The following is a 17,892-nucleotide window of genomic DNA, read 5'->3' as shown; positions in this document are numbered from 1 at the left end:
CAATCCAGCATCAAATGAAGGTTAATTTATGGACGAAAAACAGTTACAGGCTCTGGCTAACGAACTGGCCAAAAACCTCAAAACCCCTGAAGACCTCAGTCAGTTTGATCGGCTGCTGAAAAAGCTCAGCGTTGAAGCCGCTCTCAATGCAGAGATGACACACCATCCTGGGTATGAGAAAAATCAGTCCAGACCAGGAGCTAACTCCCGCAACGGTTTTTCCACAAAGACCGTTATCACAGGCGACGGTCCACTGGAACTGCGTACTCCGCGCGATCGTGACGGTACCTTCGAACCACAACTGGTAAAGAAAAATCAGACCCGTATTACCGGGATGGATAACCAGATCCTCTCGTTGTATGCCAAAGGGATGACCACCCGTGAGATAGCTGCTGCGTTCAAAGAACTGTATGACGCAGATGTTTCACCGGCACTGATATCAAAGGTTACCGATGCCGTGATGGAGCAGGTTGTAGAATGGCAAAACCGACCACTGGATGCTGTTTACCCCATTGTTTATCTTGACTGTATCGTCCTGAAAGTTCGGCAGGACAGTCGCGTCATCAACAAATCGGTGTTCCTGGCACTGGGCATCAATATCGAAGGTCAGAAAGAACTGCTGGGTATGTGGCTGGCCGAAAATGAAGGGGCGAAGTTCTGGCTCAATGTGCTGACTGAACTGAAAAACCGCGGTCTGAACGATATCCTCATCGCCTGTGTGGATGGCCTGAAAGGCTTCCCGGATGCCATCAACACAGTATATCCGAAGGCCCGCATCCAGTTATGCATCGTGCATATGGTGCGCAACAGCCTGCGCTTCGTGTCATGGAAGGACTACAAAGCCGTCACTCGCGACCTGAAAGCGATTTATCAGGCTCCCACGGAAGAGGCAGGCCAGCAGGCACTGGAAGCGTTCGCTGCGGCCTGGGACTGTCGCTATCCTCAGATAAGCCGAAGCTGGCAGGCTAACTGGCCGAATCTTGCCACGTTCTTCGCTTATCCAACGGACATCCGCAAAGTGATCTATACGACGAATGCCATCGAGTCGCTAAACAGCGTGATCCGCCATGCGCTCAAAAAGCGTAAAGTGTTCCCGACAGACGACTCGGTGAAAAAAGTGGTGTGGCTGGCAATCCAGTCTGCGTCCCAGAAATGGACGATGCCGTTGAAGGACTGGCGAATGGCAATGAGCCGCTTTATTATCGAGTTCGGTGACCGCCTGGACGGTCACTTCTGAGAAAAGGCATTTACACAGAATCTTAAACAGGCTCCGGTGTTCGCCATTAATTAATTGATTAAAATGCCCGATAGCACACACTAGCGGGCATTTTTTTACAGTTCGCGCAGCATCCGCACTTCACAATCGACATGGCCCGTGCAGCCAAGCGCATAGTCGATATGTTGAAAACCTAAATGTTCATACAAACCAATCGCTTCTTTCAAAAAAGCGGTTGTTTCCAGATAGCAGCGTTTGAAGCCCATTTCTCGCGCCTGCTCCATCGCCATTAAGGCCAGTTTTTTTGCCAGCCCTTTGCCGCGAATAGCAGGAAGAAAATACATTTTTTGTAATTCGCAAATGTCTGACTCACTCCCGGTTAATGGCGCAATTCCGCCGCCGCCGACCACTTCGCCGTGGTATTCAACCACCCAATACGCATGGCCAGGCTGACTGTACATTTGATACAGCTCGTCGAGATTGGGATCGGCAACGGTATAGCCTTTATCAGCGGTCAGACCGTACTCTGCGGACACCTGGCGGATGACACTGGCAATAGCAGGATTATCGGTGGCGGTAAGTTTGCGCAAACGGAGCGCGGGAGAAGCGACAACATTCATAGCATAGCTCAATTTCAAATGTATGATTTATAGCTCACTTTAATACCACCCTCGCTTATGCGGTGCAAGAAGAAGATAAATCAGAAAATATTAAGCATATATCTCTTTGAGAAGGCGTATTCTAGGCGTACCAGTATTATTGTACTGGATTTATTATCTGTATGAATGGAATTTATTTTAGGGATATAGTTCATGAATGGTGTAAACGTCGGGAAAGATAATCCTCGTCACGCATTTGTTTTTACAGGCAAGGGTGGTGAGTATTTTCTTATTTGTCTTGTGAATTTTTTACTGACAATTATTACGCTGGGAATATATGGGCCGTGGGCATTAGTGAAATGCCGTCGTTATATTTATCAACATGTGACACTCAAGGGGCAACCATTTAGTTATAAGGGAACAGGTGGTGTAATGCCAGTCAGTTAAGCAACTGACTGGCTCTTTTTCGGGGCTGTGGGGTATTTCCAGGGCCTCTCCTTTACCACTCTCGGGAAGGCTCTTTCCCTTCTTGTCGGTAATTTCACAAGTTGTCCCATACTTGCAAGATCGCGCATCAGCTCCGGTATACGTCCCGGTGAAGCGCCCTGCAATGTCATCAGCATTCTCATCACCATTCCGCATGATTCTGAGAAACTCAGTTGATTCGGCCAGTAACCTTTCAGATGTTCTGCCATTTTAATCATCTGATATCTCACCAGATTATAAGCCAGTAAGACACCCCACAGCTCTTGCTCCACAAGCTCCGGCTTTTTACTTCTCAGCGTCAGCCTGCTCAGTTGCATCGTCTGTTTTATCTCCCTGTATCCCAGTTCGATTTCCCAGCGATGACTGTACAGATCCGCCATTTCTCCTCCGGGGAAGCGCATGGCGTCCGTCATCGACGTCAGCAGATGGCAGACTTTTCCTTTGCGCGTCACGGTCAGCAGGCGGGCTGTCACCTCATTTCCCAGCCCCGGCCACTTTTTTCGTGCCTGCGGGCTGGTTTTCAGCTTCACCAGATGATCGCCTTTACCCAGTTTTCTGATCTCTTCATATTGCGCTCCCTTTCTGAGAGGGATCATCCAGTGGCGGTGTTCTCCCGCCTGGCTCCAGGCATTTAACAGTCCCAGTGAGTAATAACCTTTATCCATTAACGTCAGGGTGTTATCGCCGGTTTGTTCTATAAGTTGCTCAGCAAGCTCATTTTCGCTGTTCTTCATCGTGCCGAAGGCTGCAGCCGTCAGCAGATGGCTGGTCAGTTCCATCTGGCAGACCATTTTGACCTGCGGGTAGAGCGCCGGGTTCCCGGCATGTGTCTGGCGGGGGAAGGCTGCATCGTTCTCTGGTGTATCCGGTGTGCGCCAGAACACACCATCGATGGCCAGCAGGGTCAGGCCGCACCAGTGCGGATGCGGCGTGGTGTTATGCCAGAGCTGCGCTGTTTTCGTGAACACGCGGCGGACAGCCTCACTTCCCAGACGCTGGCGGGCCTGAATAACGGCACTGGGGGCAACGAAGGGGCGATTGCCCGGCAGCATGATGTCCAGGCGATTCACAATCTGGTGAAGAGGTTCTTTACGCTCAAGCGCCATGCCAACAATACACCAGACCATCATTTCGAGGGGAAGACGGCGCTTGCGTAGCGTTACAGTACCTGATTCGGCAAGGCAACGAGAGATGAGTTCGGGGTCGAGGTAATCCCCCAGAGAAGTCAGTGGGTTACGCAGAGAATCGTAACGGGATACCAAATCAAGGGCCTGTCCAATGAGCATAAAAAAATCCGGAAACGAGTGAGCGTTTCCGGATTCTTACACAGCCACTGGATCGGTCAACTGATCCTTAACTGATCGGCATTAGAACAGGTGGTGCCATTTTTGTTAGCATGTTACTTATTATGATCGTTTATTTTTTCAGTATTTTTTGTTTTTCAGGCCAACACTTTGTGCTTGGTTTTTTCCTGTTTGCCCTCTTGATCTGCGGTATTCCTTGCATGGCAGTGAAGAGTCTGCAATATCAGGCGAACATGACCTCACTGAATGGTATTCGCTTTGGCTTTAACTGCTCCATGCTCCGTGCATGGTGGGTGATGTTAGGTCTGCCTGTTCTGTTGGCGTTAGCTTTTTGGTTAGCGCTATACCTTATTGCGCAAGTTATGACATCAATAGGAGGATTAGTCTTTAATTTAGTGGTGTTAAGTTTACTTTCAGCCGTCGGATTGGGTGTTGTCCACGGTATTACCTATAGCAAATGGATGCCGTTGCTGGGTAATAACGCGACCTTTGGCACTCATCAGTTCTCTATTAAGGTAAACGTAAAAGAATGCATTAAAGGATGTATGCTCGCAATATTAACCATGGTTCCTTTCATCATTGTCATTGGTATTATGATTGCGCCAGTATTTCAGCAATTAATGATGATGACTATGTTAGGGCGGGCTGGTGCGGGTAGTGATCTTATATTGCAATATTACCCGCAGATTATGGCTTCCTATTTCCTGTATTTTGTGGCGATTCTTGTTTTTGCCAGTTATCTCTATGCCACGTTACGCGGTCTGTTTCTGAATAATCTGACACTGGCAAATGGAACAATTCATTTCCATTCGTCTGTTACCACCTTCGGTATGCTTCTGCGCATGTTTGCGATATTAATGGGGGCTTCAATCACCTGTGGACTGGCTTATCCCTGGCTGAAAATGTGGATGGTTGGCTGGATTGCCAATAATACCCATGTTCAGGGTGACCTTGATTCGCTGGAATTAACCAATGATGACAAACCGCAGGATAGCGGGCCGTTAATGTGGATATCTCGCGGTATTATGCCGTATGTTCCGTTTATCTAAATAAAAAGGCCGGAGCATGCTCCGGCCTTCGTTTTCACGGTGGGTATTACAGCGCGGCGATAACCGCCTGCTGTTCAATCAGTTTCGCTTTCGCTTCCGCATAACCTTCCAGCTTCTCACGCTCTTTCGCGATAACCGCTTCCGGTGCGCGGGATACAAAGCCTTCGTTCGCCAGCTTGTTCTCGATGCGGCTGATTTCGCCTTCGATCTTCGCCACTTCTTTTGCCAGACGCGCCAGCTCATCTTCTTTATTGATGAGGCCAGCCATCGGGATCAGCAGCTCAGCACCGTCGACGATCTTAGTAACGGAAACCGGACCTTTGTCATCGGCAGGCAGCACAGTGATGCTTTCCAGACGCGCCAGTGTTTGCAGGAAGCCACGGTTTTCATTTACGCGACGCTCTGCATCCGCACTGCAACCACGCAGCAGAAGCTCCAGCGGTTTGCCCGGTGCGATGTTCATTTCCGCGCGGATGTTACGCACCGCAATGATCGCCTGTTTCAGCCACTCGGTGTCAGCCAGCGCCGCCTCATCAACCTGAGACGCATCGTACTGCGGGAACGGTTGCAGCATGATGGTGTCGGCAGTGATGCCGCACAGTACTTTCACACGCTGCCAGATGGTTTCGGTGATGAACGGAATGATCGGATGCGCGAGGCGCAGCAGACCTTCCAGCACGGTCACCAGCGTATGGCGAGTACCACGCAGTTCGGCTTCAGTTCCACCGTTCATTACCGGCTTGGTCAGCTCCAGATACCAGTCGCAGAACTGGTTCCAGGTGAACTCATACAAAATGCCTGCGGCGATATCGAAGCGGAAGCTATCCAGCGCTTCGCGGTACGCTTTGATGGTCTGGTTGAACTCCGCCAGGATCCAGCGGTCTGCCAGTGACAGGGTCATTTCGCCGCCGTTAAAGCCGCAATCCTGACCTTCAGTGTTCATCAGCACAAAGCGGCTGGCGTTCCACAGTTTGTTACAGAAGTTACGGTAACCTTCCAGACGCTTCATATCCCAGTTGATGTCACGACCGGTAGAAGCCAGCGCCGCCAGGGTGAAGCGCAGGGCGTCAGTACCGTGCGGCTCAATACCGTTCGGGAACTGCTTCTCGGTGCGCTTACGGATTTTATCCGCCAGTTGTGGCTGCATCATATTGCCGGTACGTTTTTCCAGCAGTTCTGGCAGCGAAATACCGTCGACCATATCCAGCGGGTCAATCACGTTACCCTTGGATTTGGACATCTTCTGGCCTTCGTCATCACGAATCAGACCGGTCATGTAAACGGTGTGGAACGGCACCTGCGGCTTGCCATTTTCATCTTTGATGAAATGCATGGTCATCATGATCATGCGGGCAATCCAGAAGAAGATGATGTCGAAGCCAGATACCATCACACTGGTCGGGTGGAACTGACGCAGGGCGTCGGTGTTTTCCGGCCAGCCAAGAGTAGAGAAAGTCCACAGCGCAGAGGAGAACCAGGTATCGAGAACGTCTTCGTCCTGACGCAGAGCGACGTCGGCGGCAAGGTTATTTTCCTTGCGCACTTCATCTTCGTTGCGGCCAACATAAACGTTACCCGCTTCGTCGTACCATGCCGGAATGCGGTGACCCCACCACAGTTGACGAGAGATACACCAGTCCTGAATATCACGCATCCAGGAGAAGTACATGTTTTCGTACTGCTTCGGTACGAACTGAATGTCGCCGTTCTCAACCGCTTCAACTGCCGGTTTCGCCAGTACATCGGCACGTACATACCACTGGTCGGTCAGCATCGGTTCGATAACTACGCCGCCACGGTCGCCGTAAGGAACAGTCAGGTCGTGCGGTTTAATCTCTTCCAGCAGGCCGAGGGCATCAACGGCAGCAACGATCGCTTTGCGTGCAGCAAAACGCTCCAGTTTCTGGAATTCTGCCGGGATCTCGCTGGAATAAACGTCAGATTCGTTACCTTTGGTATCGAACACCTGGGCGCTTTCACGGATATCACCGTCAAAGGTCAGGATGTTGATCATCGGCAGAGCGTGGCGTTTACCTACTTCATAGTCGTTAAAGTCGTGCGCCGGAGTGATCTTCACGCAGCCAGTGCCTTTTTCCATGTCGGCGTGTTCGTCGCCAACGATAGGAATACGACGGTTCACCAGCGGAAGAATGACATATTTGCCAATCAGATCTTTGTAACGCGGATCTTCCGGGTTAACAGCGACGCCGGTATCGCCCAGCAGAGTTTCCGGGCGGGTGGTCGCGACGACCAGATAATCTTTACCGTCTGCGGTTTTCGCGCCGTCAGCCAGCGGATAGCGGATGTGCCACATCGAACCTTTCGATTCGCGGTTTTCCACTTCCAGGTCAGAGATAGCGGTGCGCAGTTTCGGGTCCCAGTTGACCAGGCGTTTGCCACGGTAAATCAGGTCTTCTTTATACAGACGAACGAAAACTTCTTTCACCGCATTGGAAAGCCCTTCATCCATAGTGAAGCGCTCACGCTCCCAGTCGACGGAGTTGCCGAGACGACGCATCTGACGAGTAATGGTGCCGCCGGATTCCGCTTTCCATTCCCAGATTTTATCGATGAAGGCTTCGCGGCCATAGTCGTGACGGGTTTTACCTTCTTCTGCGGCAATCTTGCGCTCAACGACCATCTGGGTAGCGATCCCGGCGTGGTCAGTACCGACCTGCCACAGGGTATTTTTACCCTGCATGCGCTGATAGCGGATCATGGTATCCATGATGGTTTGCTGGAAGGCGTGACCCATATGCAAACTGCCGGTGACGTTCGGCGGCGGGATCATGATGCAGAAACTTTCCTGGCTTTCATCGCCATTAGGCTTAAAGTAGCCCTGCTTTTCCCAGTGCTCGTAAAGCGGCTGTTCGATATCTTGTGGGTTGTATGTCTTTTCCATTATTTCCAGGTTGCCGTATTCAGGTTGAAACCAGCCACGCGGTAGGCTTTATAGCGTTCGCGCGCCAGTTGTTTCAGAGAATCTTCATAAGGGACGAAGTCTACCACTTCTGTGAAAGCGGTGGCAAAATCTGCAAAGCTTGTTCGCAGACTAATCAATATATCGCGCGGGCTGCTGCTACGTTTTTGCGGCCAGGCGATCTCCACTGGCGCACCGCCGCGCGGTCCTTCTCCCGCTAAATTGTGCGGAACAAAACTTTCTGCCGGACGTGCCCACAGGGCTTCGTCCAGCCGGTAAGCCTGTTTTTCATCTTCACAGGCGATGAGCACGCGCTTACCGCTGCGCCAACGTTCTGCGGCAATTTCACACACCAGTTGCTCAACGGCGCTTAAGCCATCAACGGTGGTGTCATTGTCCAGAAGGTAGAACGTTGCGTTTTTCATATATGGGGCTTCTTGTGGTGGATTTAAATATGCATCAGGTAATACACCGCATTGCCTGATGCGCCGCTGTCGCGTCTTATCAGGCCTACAAGTTCGGTGCTGTGTGTAGGTCGGATAAGGCGTTCACGCCGCATCCGGCAAGAACAATAATTCTTGATGCAATCACTCTTCGCCGTTAAACCCGGCGCGGTTCAACAGGAACTGTGCCAGCAACGCCACCGGACGGCCGGTTGCGCCTTTTGCTTTACCAGAACGCCACGCAGTACCCGCGATATCCAGGTGTGCCCAGTTGTACTTACGCGTAAAGCGCGACAGGAAACAGCCTGCGGTAATCGCCCCGCCAGGACGCCCGCCAATGTTCGCCATATCGGCAAAATTGGACTCCAACTGTTCCTGGTACTCGTCACCCAGCGGTAAACGCCATGCGCGGTCGCCAGACTGTTCAGACGCGGCAATCAGCTCATGAGCCAGCGGGTTGTGGTTCGCCATCAGGCCAGTGATATGATGGCCCAGCGCGATCACACAAGCACCCGTCAACGTCGCCACGTCAATCACCGCCTCTGGCTCAAAACGCTCAACATAAGTTAACACATCGCACAGCACCAGACGGCCTTCAGCGTCGGTATTCAGCACTTCAACGGTTTGGCCGGACATGGTGGTTAACACATCGCCCGGACGATAGGCACGACCGCCAGGCATGTTTTCGCAGCCTGCCAGCACGCCGATAACATTAATCGGCAGTTGCAGCTCCGCGACCATACGCATCACGCCGTAAACTGCCGCCGCGCCGCACATATCGTACTTCATCTCATCCATGCCTTCGGAAGGCTTGATCGAGATACCGCCGGAGTCGAAGGTTAAGCCTTTACCGACCAGCACGATTGGGCGCGCATCTTCCGACGCGTTGCCTTTGTACTCAATCACCGACATCAGCGATTCGTTCTGCGAACCCTGACCAACCGCCAGATAGGAGTGCATCCCCAGCTCTTTCATCTGCTGTTCACCGATAACGCGGGTGATGACATTTTTGCTGTAGCTGTCAGCCAACTGGCGTGCTTGGGAGGCGAGGTAGGCGGCGTTACAGATATTTGGCGGCATATTGCCGAGATCTTTCGCCGCTTTGATCCCTGCGGCAATCGCCAGACCGTGCTGGATCGCACGCTCACCACTGGTAAGTTCACGGCGAGTCGGTACGTTGAACACCATTTTACGCAGCGGACGACGCGGCTCGGTCTTATTCGTTTTTAGTTGATCAAAACTGTATAGCGTCTCTTTTGCCGTCTCGACAGCCTGACGCACTTTCCAGTAGTTATTGCGGCCTTTGACGTGCAGTTCAGTCAGGAAGCAGACCGCTTCCATTGAGCCAGTATCATTCAGTGTATTAATGGTTTTCTGAATAACCTGCTTATACTGGCGCTCATCCAGCTCACGTTCTTTGCCACAACCAATAAGGAGGATGCGCTCGGAGAGCACATTTGGCACATGGTGCAGCAACAGGGTCTGCCCCGGTTTTCCTTCCAGTTCGCCCCGGCGTAGCAGGGCGCTGATGTACCCATCACTGATCTTATCGAGCTGTTCTGCAATCGGAGAAAGGCGACGTGGTTCGAAGACGCCCACGACGATGCAGGCACTCCGCTGTTTCTCCGGGCTACCGCTTTTTACACTAAACTCCATGCACTACGCTCCTGAATCTTAAAGACAACGGCGGTGGCTACAGATAGAATTGCAAGCTTTCGTAACTCATGTCCGCTGTTGCGATGACTTCGTGTTAATCTTAACGTTATTACGGCATTGGCACGTCAGAACAAAATCTGAGGGGCGAATCCGTTGAGTATAATTATCTTAGCGACGATTTCGACGACTCAAGAGAATAAATGACGTTTAAGCCATGAAACAAGCTAAAATCCTGCAAAAGACGAGTTTTTACGGGCGTATTTAAAGTGATAATCATAAGATATCTGGTTCGGGAGACGCTCAAAAGCCAGTTGGCGATACTCTTCATCTTGCTTTTGATCTTCTTCTGTCAAAAGTTAGTGAGGATCCTCGGCGCGGCGGTTGACGGCGACATTCCGGCGAACCTGGTGCTCTCCCTTCTTGGGTTGGGCGTGCCGGAAATGGCGCAGCTTATCCTGCCATTAAGCCTGTTCCTCGGGCTGCTGATGACGTTGGGTAAACTGTATACCGAAAGTGAAATTACGGTAATGCATGCCTGTGGCCTGAGCAAAGCGGTTCTGGTCAAAGCGGCGATGGTTCTCGCGGTATTCACGGCGATTGTCGCGGCGGTTAACGTTATGTGGGCAGGACCGTGGTCATCGCGCCATCAGGATGAAGTGTTAGCGGAAGCGAAAGCTAACCCCGGCATGGCGGCGCTGGCGCAAGGTCAGTTCCAGCAAGCGACGAATGGCAGCTCGGTGCTGTTCATCGAAAGCGTTGACGGTAGCGATTTCAAAGATGTGTTCCTCGCGCAAATTCGACCAAAAGGTAATGCGCGTCCTTCCGTGGTGGTGGCCGATTCCGGACATTTAACTCAGTTGCGAGATGGCTCTCAGGTTGTGACCCTCAATCAGGGAACGCGCTTCGAAGGCACTGCACTGCTGCGTGATTTCCGCATTACGGACTTCCAGGATTATCAGGCGATCATCGGTCATCAGGCGGTAGCGCTGGACCCGAACGATACTGACCAGATGGACATGCGCACACTGTGGAACACTGACACCGATCGTGCCCGCGCGGAACTGAACTGGCGTATCACTTTGGTATTCACCGTGTTTATGATGGCGCTCATGGTTGTGCCTCTGAGCGTGGTTAACCCGCATCAGGGGCGTGTCCTGTCGATGCTACCGGCCATGTTGCTGTATCTGCTTTTCTTCCTGATCCAGACCTCGCTGAAATCGAACGGCGGTAAAGGTAAGTTGGACCCGACGCTGTGGATGTGGACCGTAAACCTGATTTATCTGGCTTTGGCGATTGTTCTCAACCTTTGGGATACGGTGCCGGTTCGCCGTCTGCGCGCCAGTTTTACGCGTAAAGGAGCGGTATAATGCAACCCTTTGGTGTACTTGACCGCTATATCGGTAAAACTATTTTCACCACCATCATGATGACGCTGTTCATGCTGGTGTCGCTTTCCGGCATTATCAAGTTTGTCGATCAGTTGAAAAAAGCCGGGCAGGGGAGCTACGACGCGTTAGGCGCGGGGATGTATACCCTGCTGAGCGTGCCGAAAGATGTGCAAATCTTCTTCCCGATGGCGGCCTTGCTGGGCGCGTTGCTCGGACTGGGGATGCTGGCACAACGCAGCGAACTGGTGGTAATGCAGGCTTCTGGTTTTACCCGTATGCAGGTGGCGCTGTCAGTGATGAAAACCGCCATTCCACTGGTCTTGTTGACCATGGCGATTGGCGAGTGGGTCGCGCCGCAGGGCGAACAGATGGCGCGTAACTACCGTGCGCAGGCGATGTACGGCGGCTCGTTGCTCTCTACCCAGCAAGGTTTATGGGCGAAAGATGGCGAAAACTTTGTCTATATCGAACGAGTAAAAGGCGATGAAGAGTTAGGTGGCATCAGTATTTATGCCTTCAACGAGAATCGTCGTCTGCAATCCGTTCGCTATGCTGCTTCCGCGAAGTTTGACCCGGAACATAAAGTCTGGCGTCTCTCGCAGGTTGATGAATCTGACCTGACCAATCCCAAACAGATAACCGGTTCGCAGACTGTGAGCGGTACCTGGAAAACCAACCTCACGCCGGACAAACTGGGCGTTGTAGCGCTGGATCCGGATGCTCTCTCCATTAGTGGTTTACACAACTACGTGAAGTATCTGAAGTCGAGTGGCCAGGACGCCGGACGTTATCAGCTCAATATGTGGAGCAAAATCTTCCAGCCGCTTTCTGTCGCGGTGATGATGTTGATGGCGCTGTCGTTCATCTTCGGTCCACTGCGCAGCGTGCCGATGGGGGTACGCGTGGTCACCGGTATCAGCTTCGGCTTTGTGTTCTACGTGCTGGATCAGATCTTCGGCCCACTGACGCTGGTTTACGGTATCCCGCCGATCATCGGCGCACTGTTGCCAAGCGCCAGCTTCTTCTTAATCAGCCTGTGGCTGTTAATGAGAAAATCGTAACTTGATGAACGAATAAAGGGAGCATAAGCTCTAATGCCGATCAGTTAAGGATCAGTTGACCGATCCAGTGGCTGTGTAAGAATCCGGAAACGCTCACTCGTTTCCGGATTTTTTTATGCTCATTGGACAGGCCCTTGATCTGGTATCCCGTTACGATTCTCTGCGTAACCCACTGACTTCTCTGGGGGATTACCTCGACCCCGAACTCATCTCTCGTTGCCTTGTTGAATCAGGTACTGTAACGCTACGCAAGCGCCGTCTTCCCCTCGAAATGCTGGTCTGGTGTATTGTTGGCATGGCTCTTGAGCGTAAAGACCCTCTTCACCAGATTGTGAATCGCCTGGACATCATCCTACCGGGCAATCGCCCCTTCGTTGCCCCCAGTGCCGTTATTGAGGCCCGCCAGCGCCTGGGAAGTGAGGCTGTCCGCCGCGTGTTCACGAAAACAGCGCAGCTCTGGCATAACGCCACGCCGCATCCGCACTGGTGCGGCCTGACCCTGCTGGCCATCGATGGTGTGTTCTGGCGCACGCCGGATACACCAGAGAACGATGCAGCCTTCCCCCGCCAGACACATGCCGGGAACCCGGCGCTCTACCCGCAGGTCAAAATGGTCTGCCAGATGGAACTGACCAGCCATCTGCTGACGGCTGCAGCCTTCGGGACGATGAAGAACAGCGAAAATGAGCTTGCTGAGCAACTTATAGAACAACCCGGCGATAACACCCTGACGTTAATGGCTAAAGGTTATTACTCACTGGGACTGTTAAATGCCTGGAGCCTGGCGGGAGAACCCCGCCACTGGATGATCCCTCTCAGAAAGGGAGCGCAATATGAAGAGATCAGAAAACTGGGTAAAGGCGATCATCTGGTGAAGCTGAAAACCAGCCCGCAGGCACGAAAAAAGTGGCCGGGCTGGGAAATGAGGTGACAGCCCGCCTGCTGACCGTGACGCGCAAAGGAAAAGTCTGCCATCTGCTGACGTCGATGACGGACGCCATGCGCTTCCCCGGAGGAGAAATGGCGGATCTGTACAGTCATCGCTGGGAAATCGAACTGGGATACAGGGAGATAAAACAGACGATGCAACTGAGCAGGCTGACGCTGAGAAGTAAAAAGCCGGAGCTTGTGGAGCAAGAGCTGTGGGGTGTCTTACTGGCTTATAATCTGGTGAGATATCAGATGATTAAAATGGCAGAACATCTGAAAGGTTACTGGCCGAATCAACTGAGTTTCTCAGAATCATGCGGAATGGTGATGAGAATGCTGATGACATTGCAGGGCGCTTCACCGGGACGTATACCGGAGCTGATGCGCGATCTTGCAAGTATGGGACAACTTGTGAAATTACCGACAAGAAGGGAAAGAGCCTTCCCGAGAGTGGTAAAGGAGAGGCCCTGGAAATCCCCCACAGCCCCGAAAAAGAGCCAGTCAGTTGCTTAACTGACTGGCATTACAGCTGAGGTCTATTTATATACTTTTGGTGCCGAAGGCCGGACTCGAACCGGCACGTATTTCTACGGTTGATTTTGAATCAACTGCGTCTACCGATTTCGCCACTTCGGCACTGAAGAGGTATGCGGAAAACGTTGTGGATTATACCTGTCACGCGCCGCCATGCAAGCGTCAGCTTGCACCCACCTTGCTAAGTGCTGAAAATTTCAGCACTATTCTCAGTAATGTGTAACCTTTGTCACACTCCAGGCCTCCCGCCCGACCATACTCTACACTTCCCGGGAAATATCAGAGAAGGGCAAAAGCATGTCGATGATAAAAAGCTATGCTGCAAAAGAGGCTGGCGGGGAACTGGAGCTCTATGAGTACGATCCCGGTGAACTGAAGCCACAAGACGGCGAAGTACAGGTGGATTACTGCGGGATTTGCCATTCTGGCCTGTCGATGCTCGACAACAAGTGGGGATTCTCACAGTACCCACTGGTTGCCTGTCATGAAGTGATTGGTCGCGTGGTTGCGCTGGGTAGCGCCGCGTAAGATAAAGGTTTGCAAATCAGTCAGCGTGTCGACCTCTGATCGCTCTGCCGGGTCACTTCTACCGGCCTTTAAGATATCTCGCAATTGGCTGAATTTAGTGGTGAAAAGCGCTCAACCGTGTCTATACTCCAGGCAGGGAACTGGAGGAAATCTCATGAGCGAACCGCGTTTAATTGCCCGCACGCCGGACACAGAACTGTTTTTACTACCCGCTATGGCTAACCGTCACGGACTGATTACTGGCGCAACAGGGACAGGTAAAACTGTCACGCTGCAAAAACTGGCGGAATCTCTGTCAGAAATCGGCGTTCCGGTATTTATGGCCGATGTAAAAGGTGATTTGACCGGGGTTGCGGCAGAAGGTACTACCTCGGAAAAACTGCTCGCTCGGTTGAAAAATATCGGCGTCAACGACTGGCAGCCACATGCGAATCCAGTAGTTGTGTGGGATATTTTTGGTGAGAAAGGTCATCCAGTACGGGCAACGGTCTCGGATCTGGGACCGCTGTTGCTTGCACGGCTGTTAAATCTCAACGACGTGCAATCCGGCGTGCTGAATATCATCTTCCGTATTGCCGACGATCAGGGACTATTGTTACTCGACTTTAAAGATCTCCGGGCGATTACCCAATATATCGGTGATAACGCCAAATCATTCCAGAATCAGTACGGTAATATCAGTAGCGCATCGGTTGGCGCCATCCAGCGCGGATTACTGACGCTGGAACAGCAAGGGGCGACGCATTTCTTTGGTGAGCCGATGCTGGATATCAAAGACTGGATGCGTACCGATGCCAACGGTAAAGGTGTTATCAATATTCTTAGCGCCGAAAAGCTCTACCAGATGCCAAAACTGTACGCCGCCAGCCTGCTGTGGATGCTTTCTGAGTTGTATGAGCAACTGCCAGAAGCAGGCGATTTGGATAAACCGAAACTGGTATTTTTCTTCGACGAAGCGCATCTGCTGTTCAACGATGCACCGCAGGTGTTGCTGGATAAGATTGAACAGGTAATAAGACTTATCCGCTCGAAAGGTGTGGGCGTCTGGTTTGTTTCGCAAAACCCGTCTGATATCCCTGACAACGTGCTTGGGCAGTTGGGAAATCGCGTTCAGCACGCTCTGCGCGCCTTCACGCCGAAAGACCAGAAAGCGGTGAAGACGGCGGCGCAAACCATGCGTCCCAATCCGGCATTTGATACGGAAAAGGCGATTCAGGAACTAGGAACCGGCGAAGCGTTGATCTCTTTTCTGGATGCGAAAGGAAGTCCTTCTGTGGTAGAGCGTGCGATGGTGATCGCGCCTTGTTCACGGATGGGGCCGGTAACGGAAGATGAGCGTAACGGCCTGATTAATCACTCTCCGGTGTATGGCAAGTATGAAGATGACGTAGACCGGGAATCCGCCTATGAGATGCTGCAAAAAGGTGTGCAGGCCAGTACCGAACAGCAAAATAACCCTCCTGCCAAAGGGAAAGAGATAAGTGAAGATGACGGTATTCTGGGTGGGTTGAAGGATATTTTGTTTGGCACTACCGGACCGCGCGGCGGGAAGAAAGATGGCGTGGTACAGACTATGGCGAAAAGCGCCGCCCGTCAGGTGACGAACCAGATTATACGCGGGGTGCTGGGGAGTTTGCTGGGGGGAAGAAGAAGGTAAGTCAGGTGCGATTTATCTTCGCCTGATGCGGCGCTGGCGGGTCTTATCAGGCCTACGCCACTGCAATATATTGATTTTTCAGGCATGAACGAAACACACTTTGCTGACAATAATAAAGGGAGCTTATGCTCTAATGCCAGTGAGCCTGTACATAGATTTGTGTAATTGCCTGATTTTGATATGTTCAATTCAACATCAAATGAAGGTTAAATTATGGACGACAAACAATTGCAGGCTCTGGCTAACGAACTGGCCAAAAATCTCAAAACCCCTGAAGATCTCAGTCAGTTCGATCGCCTGCTCAAGAAAATCAGTGTTGAGGCTGCTCTCAACGCTGAACTGACTCACCATCTGGGACATGAAAAAAATCAGCCCAAATCGGGAACCAACTCCCGTAATGGCTATTCCACGAAAACCGTCACCACTACCGACGGGCCGATGGAATTACGTACTCCACGTGATCGTGATGGTTCCTTCGAACCACAACTGGTGAAGAAAAATCAGACCCGCATTACCGGCATGGACAACCAGATCCTGGCGCTGTATGCCAGAGGGATGACTACCCGCGAAATTACCTCAGTCTTCAAAGAAATGTACGATGCAGACGTCTCTCCGGCGCTGATATCGAAAGTCACCGATGCCGTAATCGACCTGGTTGTTGAATGGCAAAACCGTCCTCTGGATGCGATTTATCCCATTGTTTATCTTGACTGTATTGTCCTGAAAGTACGGCAGGACAGCCGGGTTATCAACAAAGCGGTGTTCCTGGCTCTGGGTATTAACCTTGATGGTCAGAAAGAGCTGCTGGGTATGTGGCTGGCCGAAAATGAAGGTGCAAAGTTCTGGCTGAATGTACTGACGGAACTGAAAAATCGCGGCCTGAACGATATCCTTATCGCCTGCGTGGACGGCCTGAAAGGCTTCCCGGAAGCGATTAATGCCGTCTACCCGGAGACGCAGATCCAGTTGTGCATAGTACACATGGTACGCAACAGCCTGCGGTTCGTGGCGTGGAAAGACTATAAAGCGGTAACCCGTGACCTGAAACAGGTTTACCGCGCAGCCACGGAAGAAGGCGCGTTGCAGGCGCTGGATGCGTTCGGGAAGGAATGGGATGCACGGTACCCGCAGATAAGTCGCAGCTGGCGGGCAAACTGGCCGAATATTGCCACCTTCTTCGTGTACCCGGAGGCGATCCGCAAGGTTATCTACACCACTAACGCAATCGAATCGCTGAATAGCGTCATCAGACATGCGATAAAGAAACGGAAAGTGTTCCCGACAGATGAATCGGTGAAAAAAGTGGTGAGGCTGGCTATCCAGTCAGCCTCACAGAAATGGACGATGCCACTTCAGGACTGGCGGATAGCCATGAGTCGCTTTATTATCGAATTCGGTGACCGCCTTGACGGTCACTTCTGAGAAAGGCATTTACACAGAATGATGGACAGGCTCCTGATACGCGGCAGCGTCGCATCAGGCTTTACAAAGAGCTGTTATTTAATAAACGTAAATGCCGTGGTCACACGTTTCACACCACTCACCCGGCTGGCAATATCTGCCGCCGCTTTCGCCTCACGCTCAGTCACCAGCCCCATCAGGAACACTTCGCCGTTTTCGGTGGTTACTTTCACGTTAGACGATTTCACCAGGTCGCTTGCCAGCAACTGCGAGCGAACTTTAGTGGTGATCCACGTATCATTCGACGCTTCGCCCAGACCAATTGGTTGGCCCTGACGAATCTCGTTATACACTTCGTTGGCACCGTCTACGCCCATCGCAATCTGTTTTGCACGAGCCGAAAGTTCGGTGTTTGGTGACTGCCCAACCAGCAGCACTTTGCCCTGATAGGCCGTTACATTAATGCGCGCTTCTTTCTTAATTTGTTCATCTTTCGACAATGCGCTGTTAACGCGCACTTCCAGGGTGCCATCGTCCACCTGGGTGCCGACACTGCGCGGATCGGTCGCTGCTTTAGTTCCCACAGCGGCTGTACCCACTACGGCAGCAGCAACACAACCTTGCAACAGCAGTGCGGAAATAAGGACTGCGATTGGCGATAATGCCTTCATGTATTCTCCTTGTATCTTGAAAATTGGTTAATATAACAGCGATTAGATT

At 51.8% G+C, this 17,892-nt stretch carries 12 protein-coding genes, 1 tRNA gene and 4 pseudogenes; 10 read left to right on the top strand and 7 right to left on the bottom strand.

Features of this window, described 5'->3' with window-relative positions; all coding sequences use genetic code 11:
- Positions 1-28 precede the first annotated feature (28 nt).
- Positions 29-1,237, top strand: a complete 1,209-nt coding sequence (locus C1192_RS20165) for an IS256-like element IS1414 family transposase (RefSeq protein ID WP_103194764.1) — start codon at positions 29-31, stop codon at positions 1,235-1,237.
- Between the two features lie 95 nt (positions 1,238-1,332).
- Here the strand turns inward: C1192_RS20165 and C1192_RS20160 are convergent, their stop codons facing one another.
- Positions 1,333-1,836, bottom strand: coding sequence for a GNAT family N-acetyltransferase (locus tag C1192_RS20160; protein ID WP_001468314.1), 504 nt, complete (start codon positions 1,834-1,836; stop codon positions 1,333-1,335).
- Positions 1,837-2,028: 192 nt separating this feature from the next.
- Between C1192_RS20160 and C1192_RS20155 the strand changes: the two are divergent.
- A pseudogene (locus C1192_RS20155) lies at positions 2,029-2,259 on the top strand (DUF898 family protein); the annotation flags it as partial.
- Here C1192_RS20155 and C1192_RS20150 read toward each other — a convergent pair.
- Complete coding sequence (locus C1192_RS20150; protein ID WP_103194760.1) at positions 2,259-3,587, bottom strand: IS4-like element IS4 family transposase; 1,329 nt, start codon at positions 3,585-3,587, stop codon at positions 2,259-2,261. The pseudogene C1192_RS20155 and the gene C1192_RS20150 sit on opposite strands and share 1 nt — an antisense overlap.
- 86 nt (positions 3,588-3,673) lie before the next feature.
- Between C1192_RS20150 and C1192_RS20145 the strand changes: the two are divergent.
- Positions 3,674-4,654: pseudogene (locus C1192_RS20145) on the top strand (DUF898 family protein); the annotation flags it as partial.
- Positions 4,655-4,700: 46 nt separating this feature from the next.
- On the opposite strand, the gene valS reads toward C1192_RS20145, so the two are convergent.
- From valS to pepA, 3 genes are all read right to left on the bottom strand, one after another.
- On the bottom strand, positions 4,701-7,556 hold the full coding sequence (gene valS / locus C1192_RS20140) for a valine--tRNA ligase (RefSeq protein ID WP_000416370.1): 2,856 nt from the start codon (positions 7,554-7,556) through the stop codon (positions 4,701-4,703).
- Positions 7,556-7,999 carry a DNA polymerase III subunit chi gene (gene holC, locus C1192_RS20135; protein WP_000786399.1) on the bottom strand — a complete coding sequence of 148 codons (444 nt, stop codon included), beginning with the start codon at positions 7,997-7,999 and terminating at the stop codon, positions 7,556-7,558. Before holC ends, valS begins: the two co-directional genes overlap by 1 nt.
- 162 nt (positions 8,000-8,161) lie before the next feature.
- Positions 8,162-9,673 carry a leucyl aminopeptidase gene (gene pepA, locus C1192_RS20130; protein WP_000397162.1) on the bottom strand — a complete coding sequence of 504 codons (1,512 nt, stop codon included), beginning with the start codon at positions 9,671-9,673 and terminating at the stop codon, positions 8,162-8,164.
- A 153-nt stretch (positions 9,674-9,826) separates the two neighbouring features.
- Here pepA and ytgA point away from each other — a divergent pair, with 153 nt between their 5' ends.
- The 4 genes and pseudogenes from ytgA to C1192_RS20115 all read left to right on the top strand — a co-directional run bounded on the left by ytgA (position 9,827) and on the right by C1192_RS20115 (position 13,565).
- The gene (gene ytgA / locus C1192_RS25515) at positions 9,827-9,877 is read left to right on the top strand and encodes a protein YtgA (RefSeq protein ID WP_211180521.1); all 51 of its coding nucleotides are present in this window, start codon (positions 9,827-9,829) and stop codon (positions 9,875-9,877) included.
- 62 nt (positions 9,878-9,939) lie between these two features.
- Positions 9,940-11,040, top strand: a complete 1,101-nt coding sequence (gene lptF, locus C1192_RS20125) for an LPS export ABC transporter permease LptF (protein ID WP_038354837.1) — start codon at positions 9,940-9,942, stop codon at positions 11,038-11,040.
- On the top strand, positions 11,040-12,122 hold the full coding sequence (gene lptG / locus C1192_RS20120) for an LPS export ABC transporter permease LptG (RefSeq protein WP_038354836.1): 1,083 nt from the start codon (positions 11,040-11,042) through the stop codon (positions 12,120-12,122). Before lptF ends, lptG begins: the two co-directional genes overlap by 1 nt.
- A gap of 115 nt (positions 12,123-12,237) precedes the next feature.
- A pseudogene (locus tag C1192_RS20115) lies at positions 12,238-13,565 on the top strand (IS4 family transposase).
- A gap of 38 nt (positions 13,566-13,603) precedes the next feature.
- Here the strand turns inward: C1192_RS20115 and C1192_RS20110 are convergent.
- A tRNA-Leu gene (locus C1192_RS20110) sits at positions 13,604-13,688 on the bottom strand.
- A 195-nt stretch (positions 13,689-13,883) separates the two neighbouring features.
- On the opposite strand from C1192_RS20110, the pseudogene C1192_RS20105 reads away from it, so the two are divergent.
- The 3 genes and pseudogenes from C1192_RS20105 to C1192_RS20095 form a co-directional block, all read left to right on the top strand.
- A pseudogene (locus tag C1192_RS20105) lies at positions 13,884-14,111 on the top strand (alcohol dehydrogenase catalytic domain-containing protein); the annotation flags it as partial.
- A 157-nt stretch (positions 14,112-14,268) separates the two neighbouring features.
- Positions 14,269-15,771 (top strand): helicase HerA-like C-terminal domain-containing protein, encoded by a 1,503-nt coding sequence (locus C1192_RS20100; RefSeq protein WP_001294846.1) that lies wholly within the window; start codon positions 14,269-14,271, stop codon positions 15,769-15,771.
- A 213-nt stretch (positions 15,772-15,984) separates the two neighbouring features.
- Positions 15,985-17,193, top strand: a complete 1,209-nt coding sequence (locus C1192_RS20095) for an IS256 family transposase (RefSeq protein WP_103194806.1) — start codon at positions 15,985-15,987, stop codon at positions 17,191-17,193.
- A gap of 74 nt (positions 17,194-17,267) precedes the next feature.
- On the opposite strand, the gene dolP is transcribed toward C1192_RS20095, so the two are convergent.
- Positions 17,268-17,843: a division/outer membrane stress-associated lipid-binding lipoprotein gene (dolP, locus tag C1192_RS20090; RefSeq protein WP_000646038.1), complete on the bottom strand. Its 576-nt coding sequence runs from the start codon at positions 17,841-17,843 to the stop codon at positions 17,268-17,270.
- Positions 17,844-17,892 lie beyond the last annotated feature (49 nt).

The organism is Escherichia marmotae (assembly GCF_002900365.1).
GTDB classification, from domain to species: domain Bacteria; phylum Pseudomonadota; class Gammaproteobacteria; order Enterobacterales; family Enterobacteriaceae; genus Escherichia; species Escherichia marmotae.
The sequence above is the reverse complement of the archived record's forward strand: the minus strand, read 5'-3'. Positions and strand labels throughout refer to the sequence as shown.

Bases quoted from the DNA above. Each gene is read 5' to 3' on its own strand.
- C1192_RS20165 (WP_103194764.1), top strand. From the start codon at position 29: ATGGACGAAAAACAGTTACAGGCTCTGGCTAACGAACTGGCCAAAAAC.
- C1192_RS20160 (WP_001468314.1), bottom strand. From the start codon at position 1,836: ATGAATGTTGTCGCTTCTCCCGCGCTCCGTTTGCGCAAACTTACCGCC.
- C1192_RS20150 (WP_103194760.1), bottom strand. From the start codon at position 3,587: ATGCTCATTGGACAGGCCCTTGATTTGGTATCCCGTTACGATTCTCTG.
- valS (WP_000416370.1), bottom strand. From the start codon at position 7,556: ATGGAAAAGACATACAACCCACAAGATATCGAACAGCCGCTTTACGAG.
- holC (WP_000786399.1), bottom strand. From the start codon at position 7,999: ATGAAAAACGCAACGTTCTACCTTCTGGACAATGACACCACCGTTGAT.
- pepA (WP_000397162.1), bottom strand. From the start codon at position 9,673: ATGGAGTTTAGTGTAAAAAGCGGTAGCCCGGAGAAACAGCGGAGTGCC.
- lptG (WP_038354836.1), top strand. From the start codon at position 11,040: ATGCAACCCTTTGGTGTACTTGACCGCTATATCGGTAAAACTATTTTC.
- C1192_RS20100 (WP_001294846.1), top strand. From the start codon at position 14,269: ATGAGCGAACCGCGTTTAATTGCCCGCACGCCGGACACAGAACTGTTT.
- C1192_RS20095 (WP_103194806.1), top strand. From the start codon at position 15,985: ATGGACGACAAACAATTGCAGGCTCTGGCTAACGAACTGGCCAAAAAT.
- dolP (WP_000646038.1), bottom strand. From the start codon at position 17,843: ATGAAGGCATTATCGCCAATCGCAGTCCTTATTTCCGCACTGCTGTTG.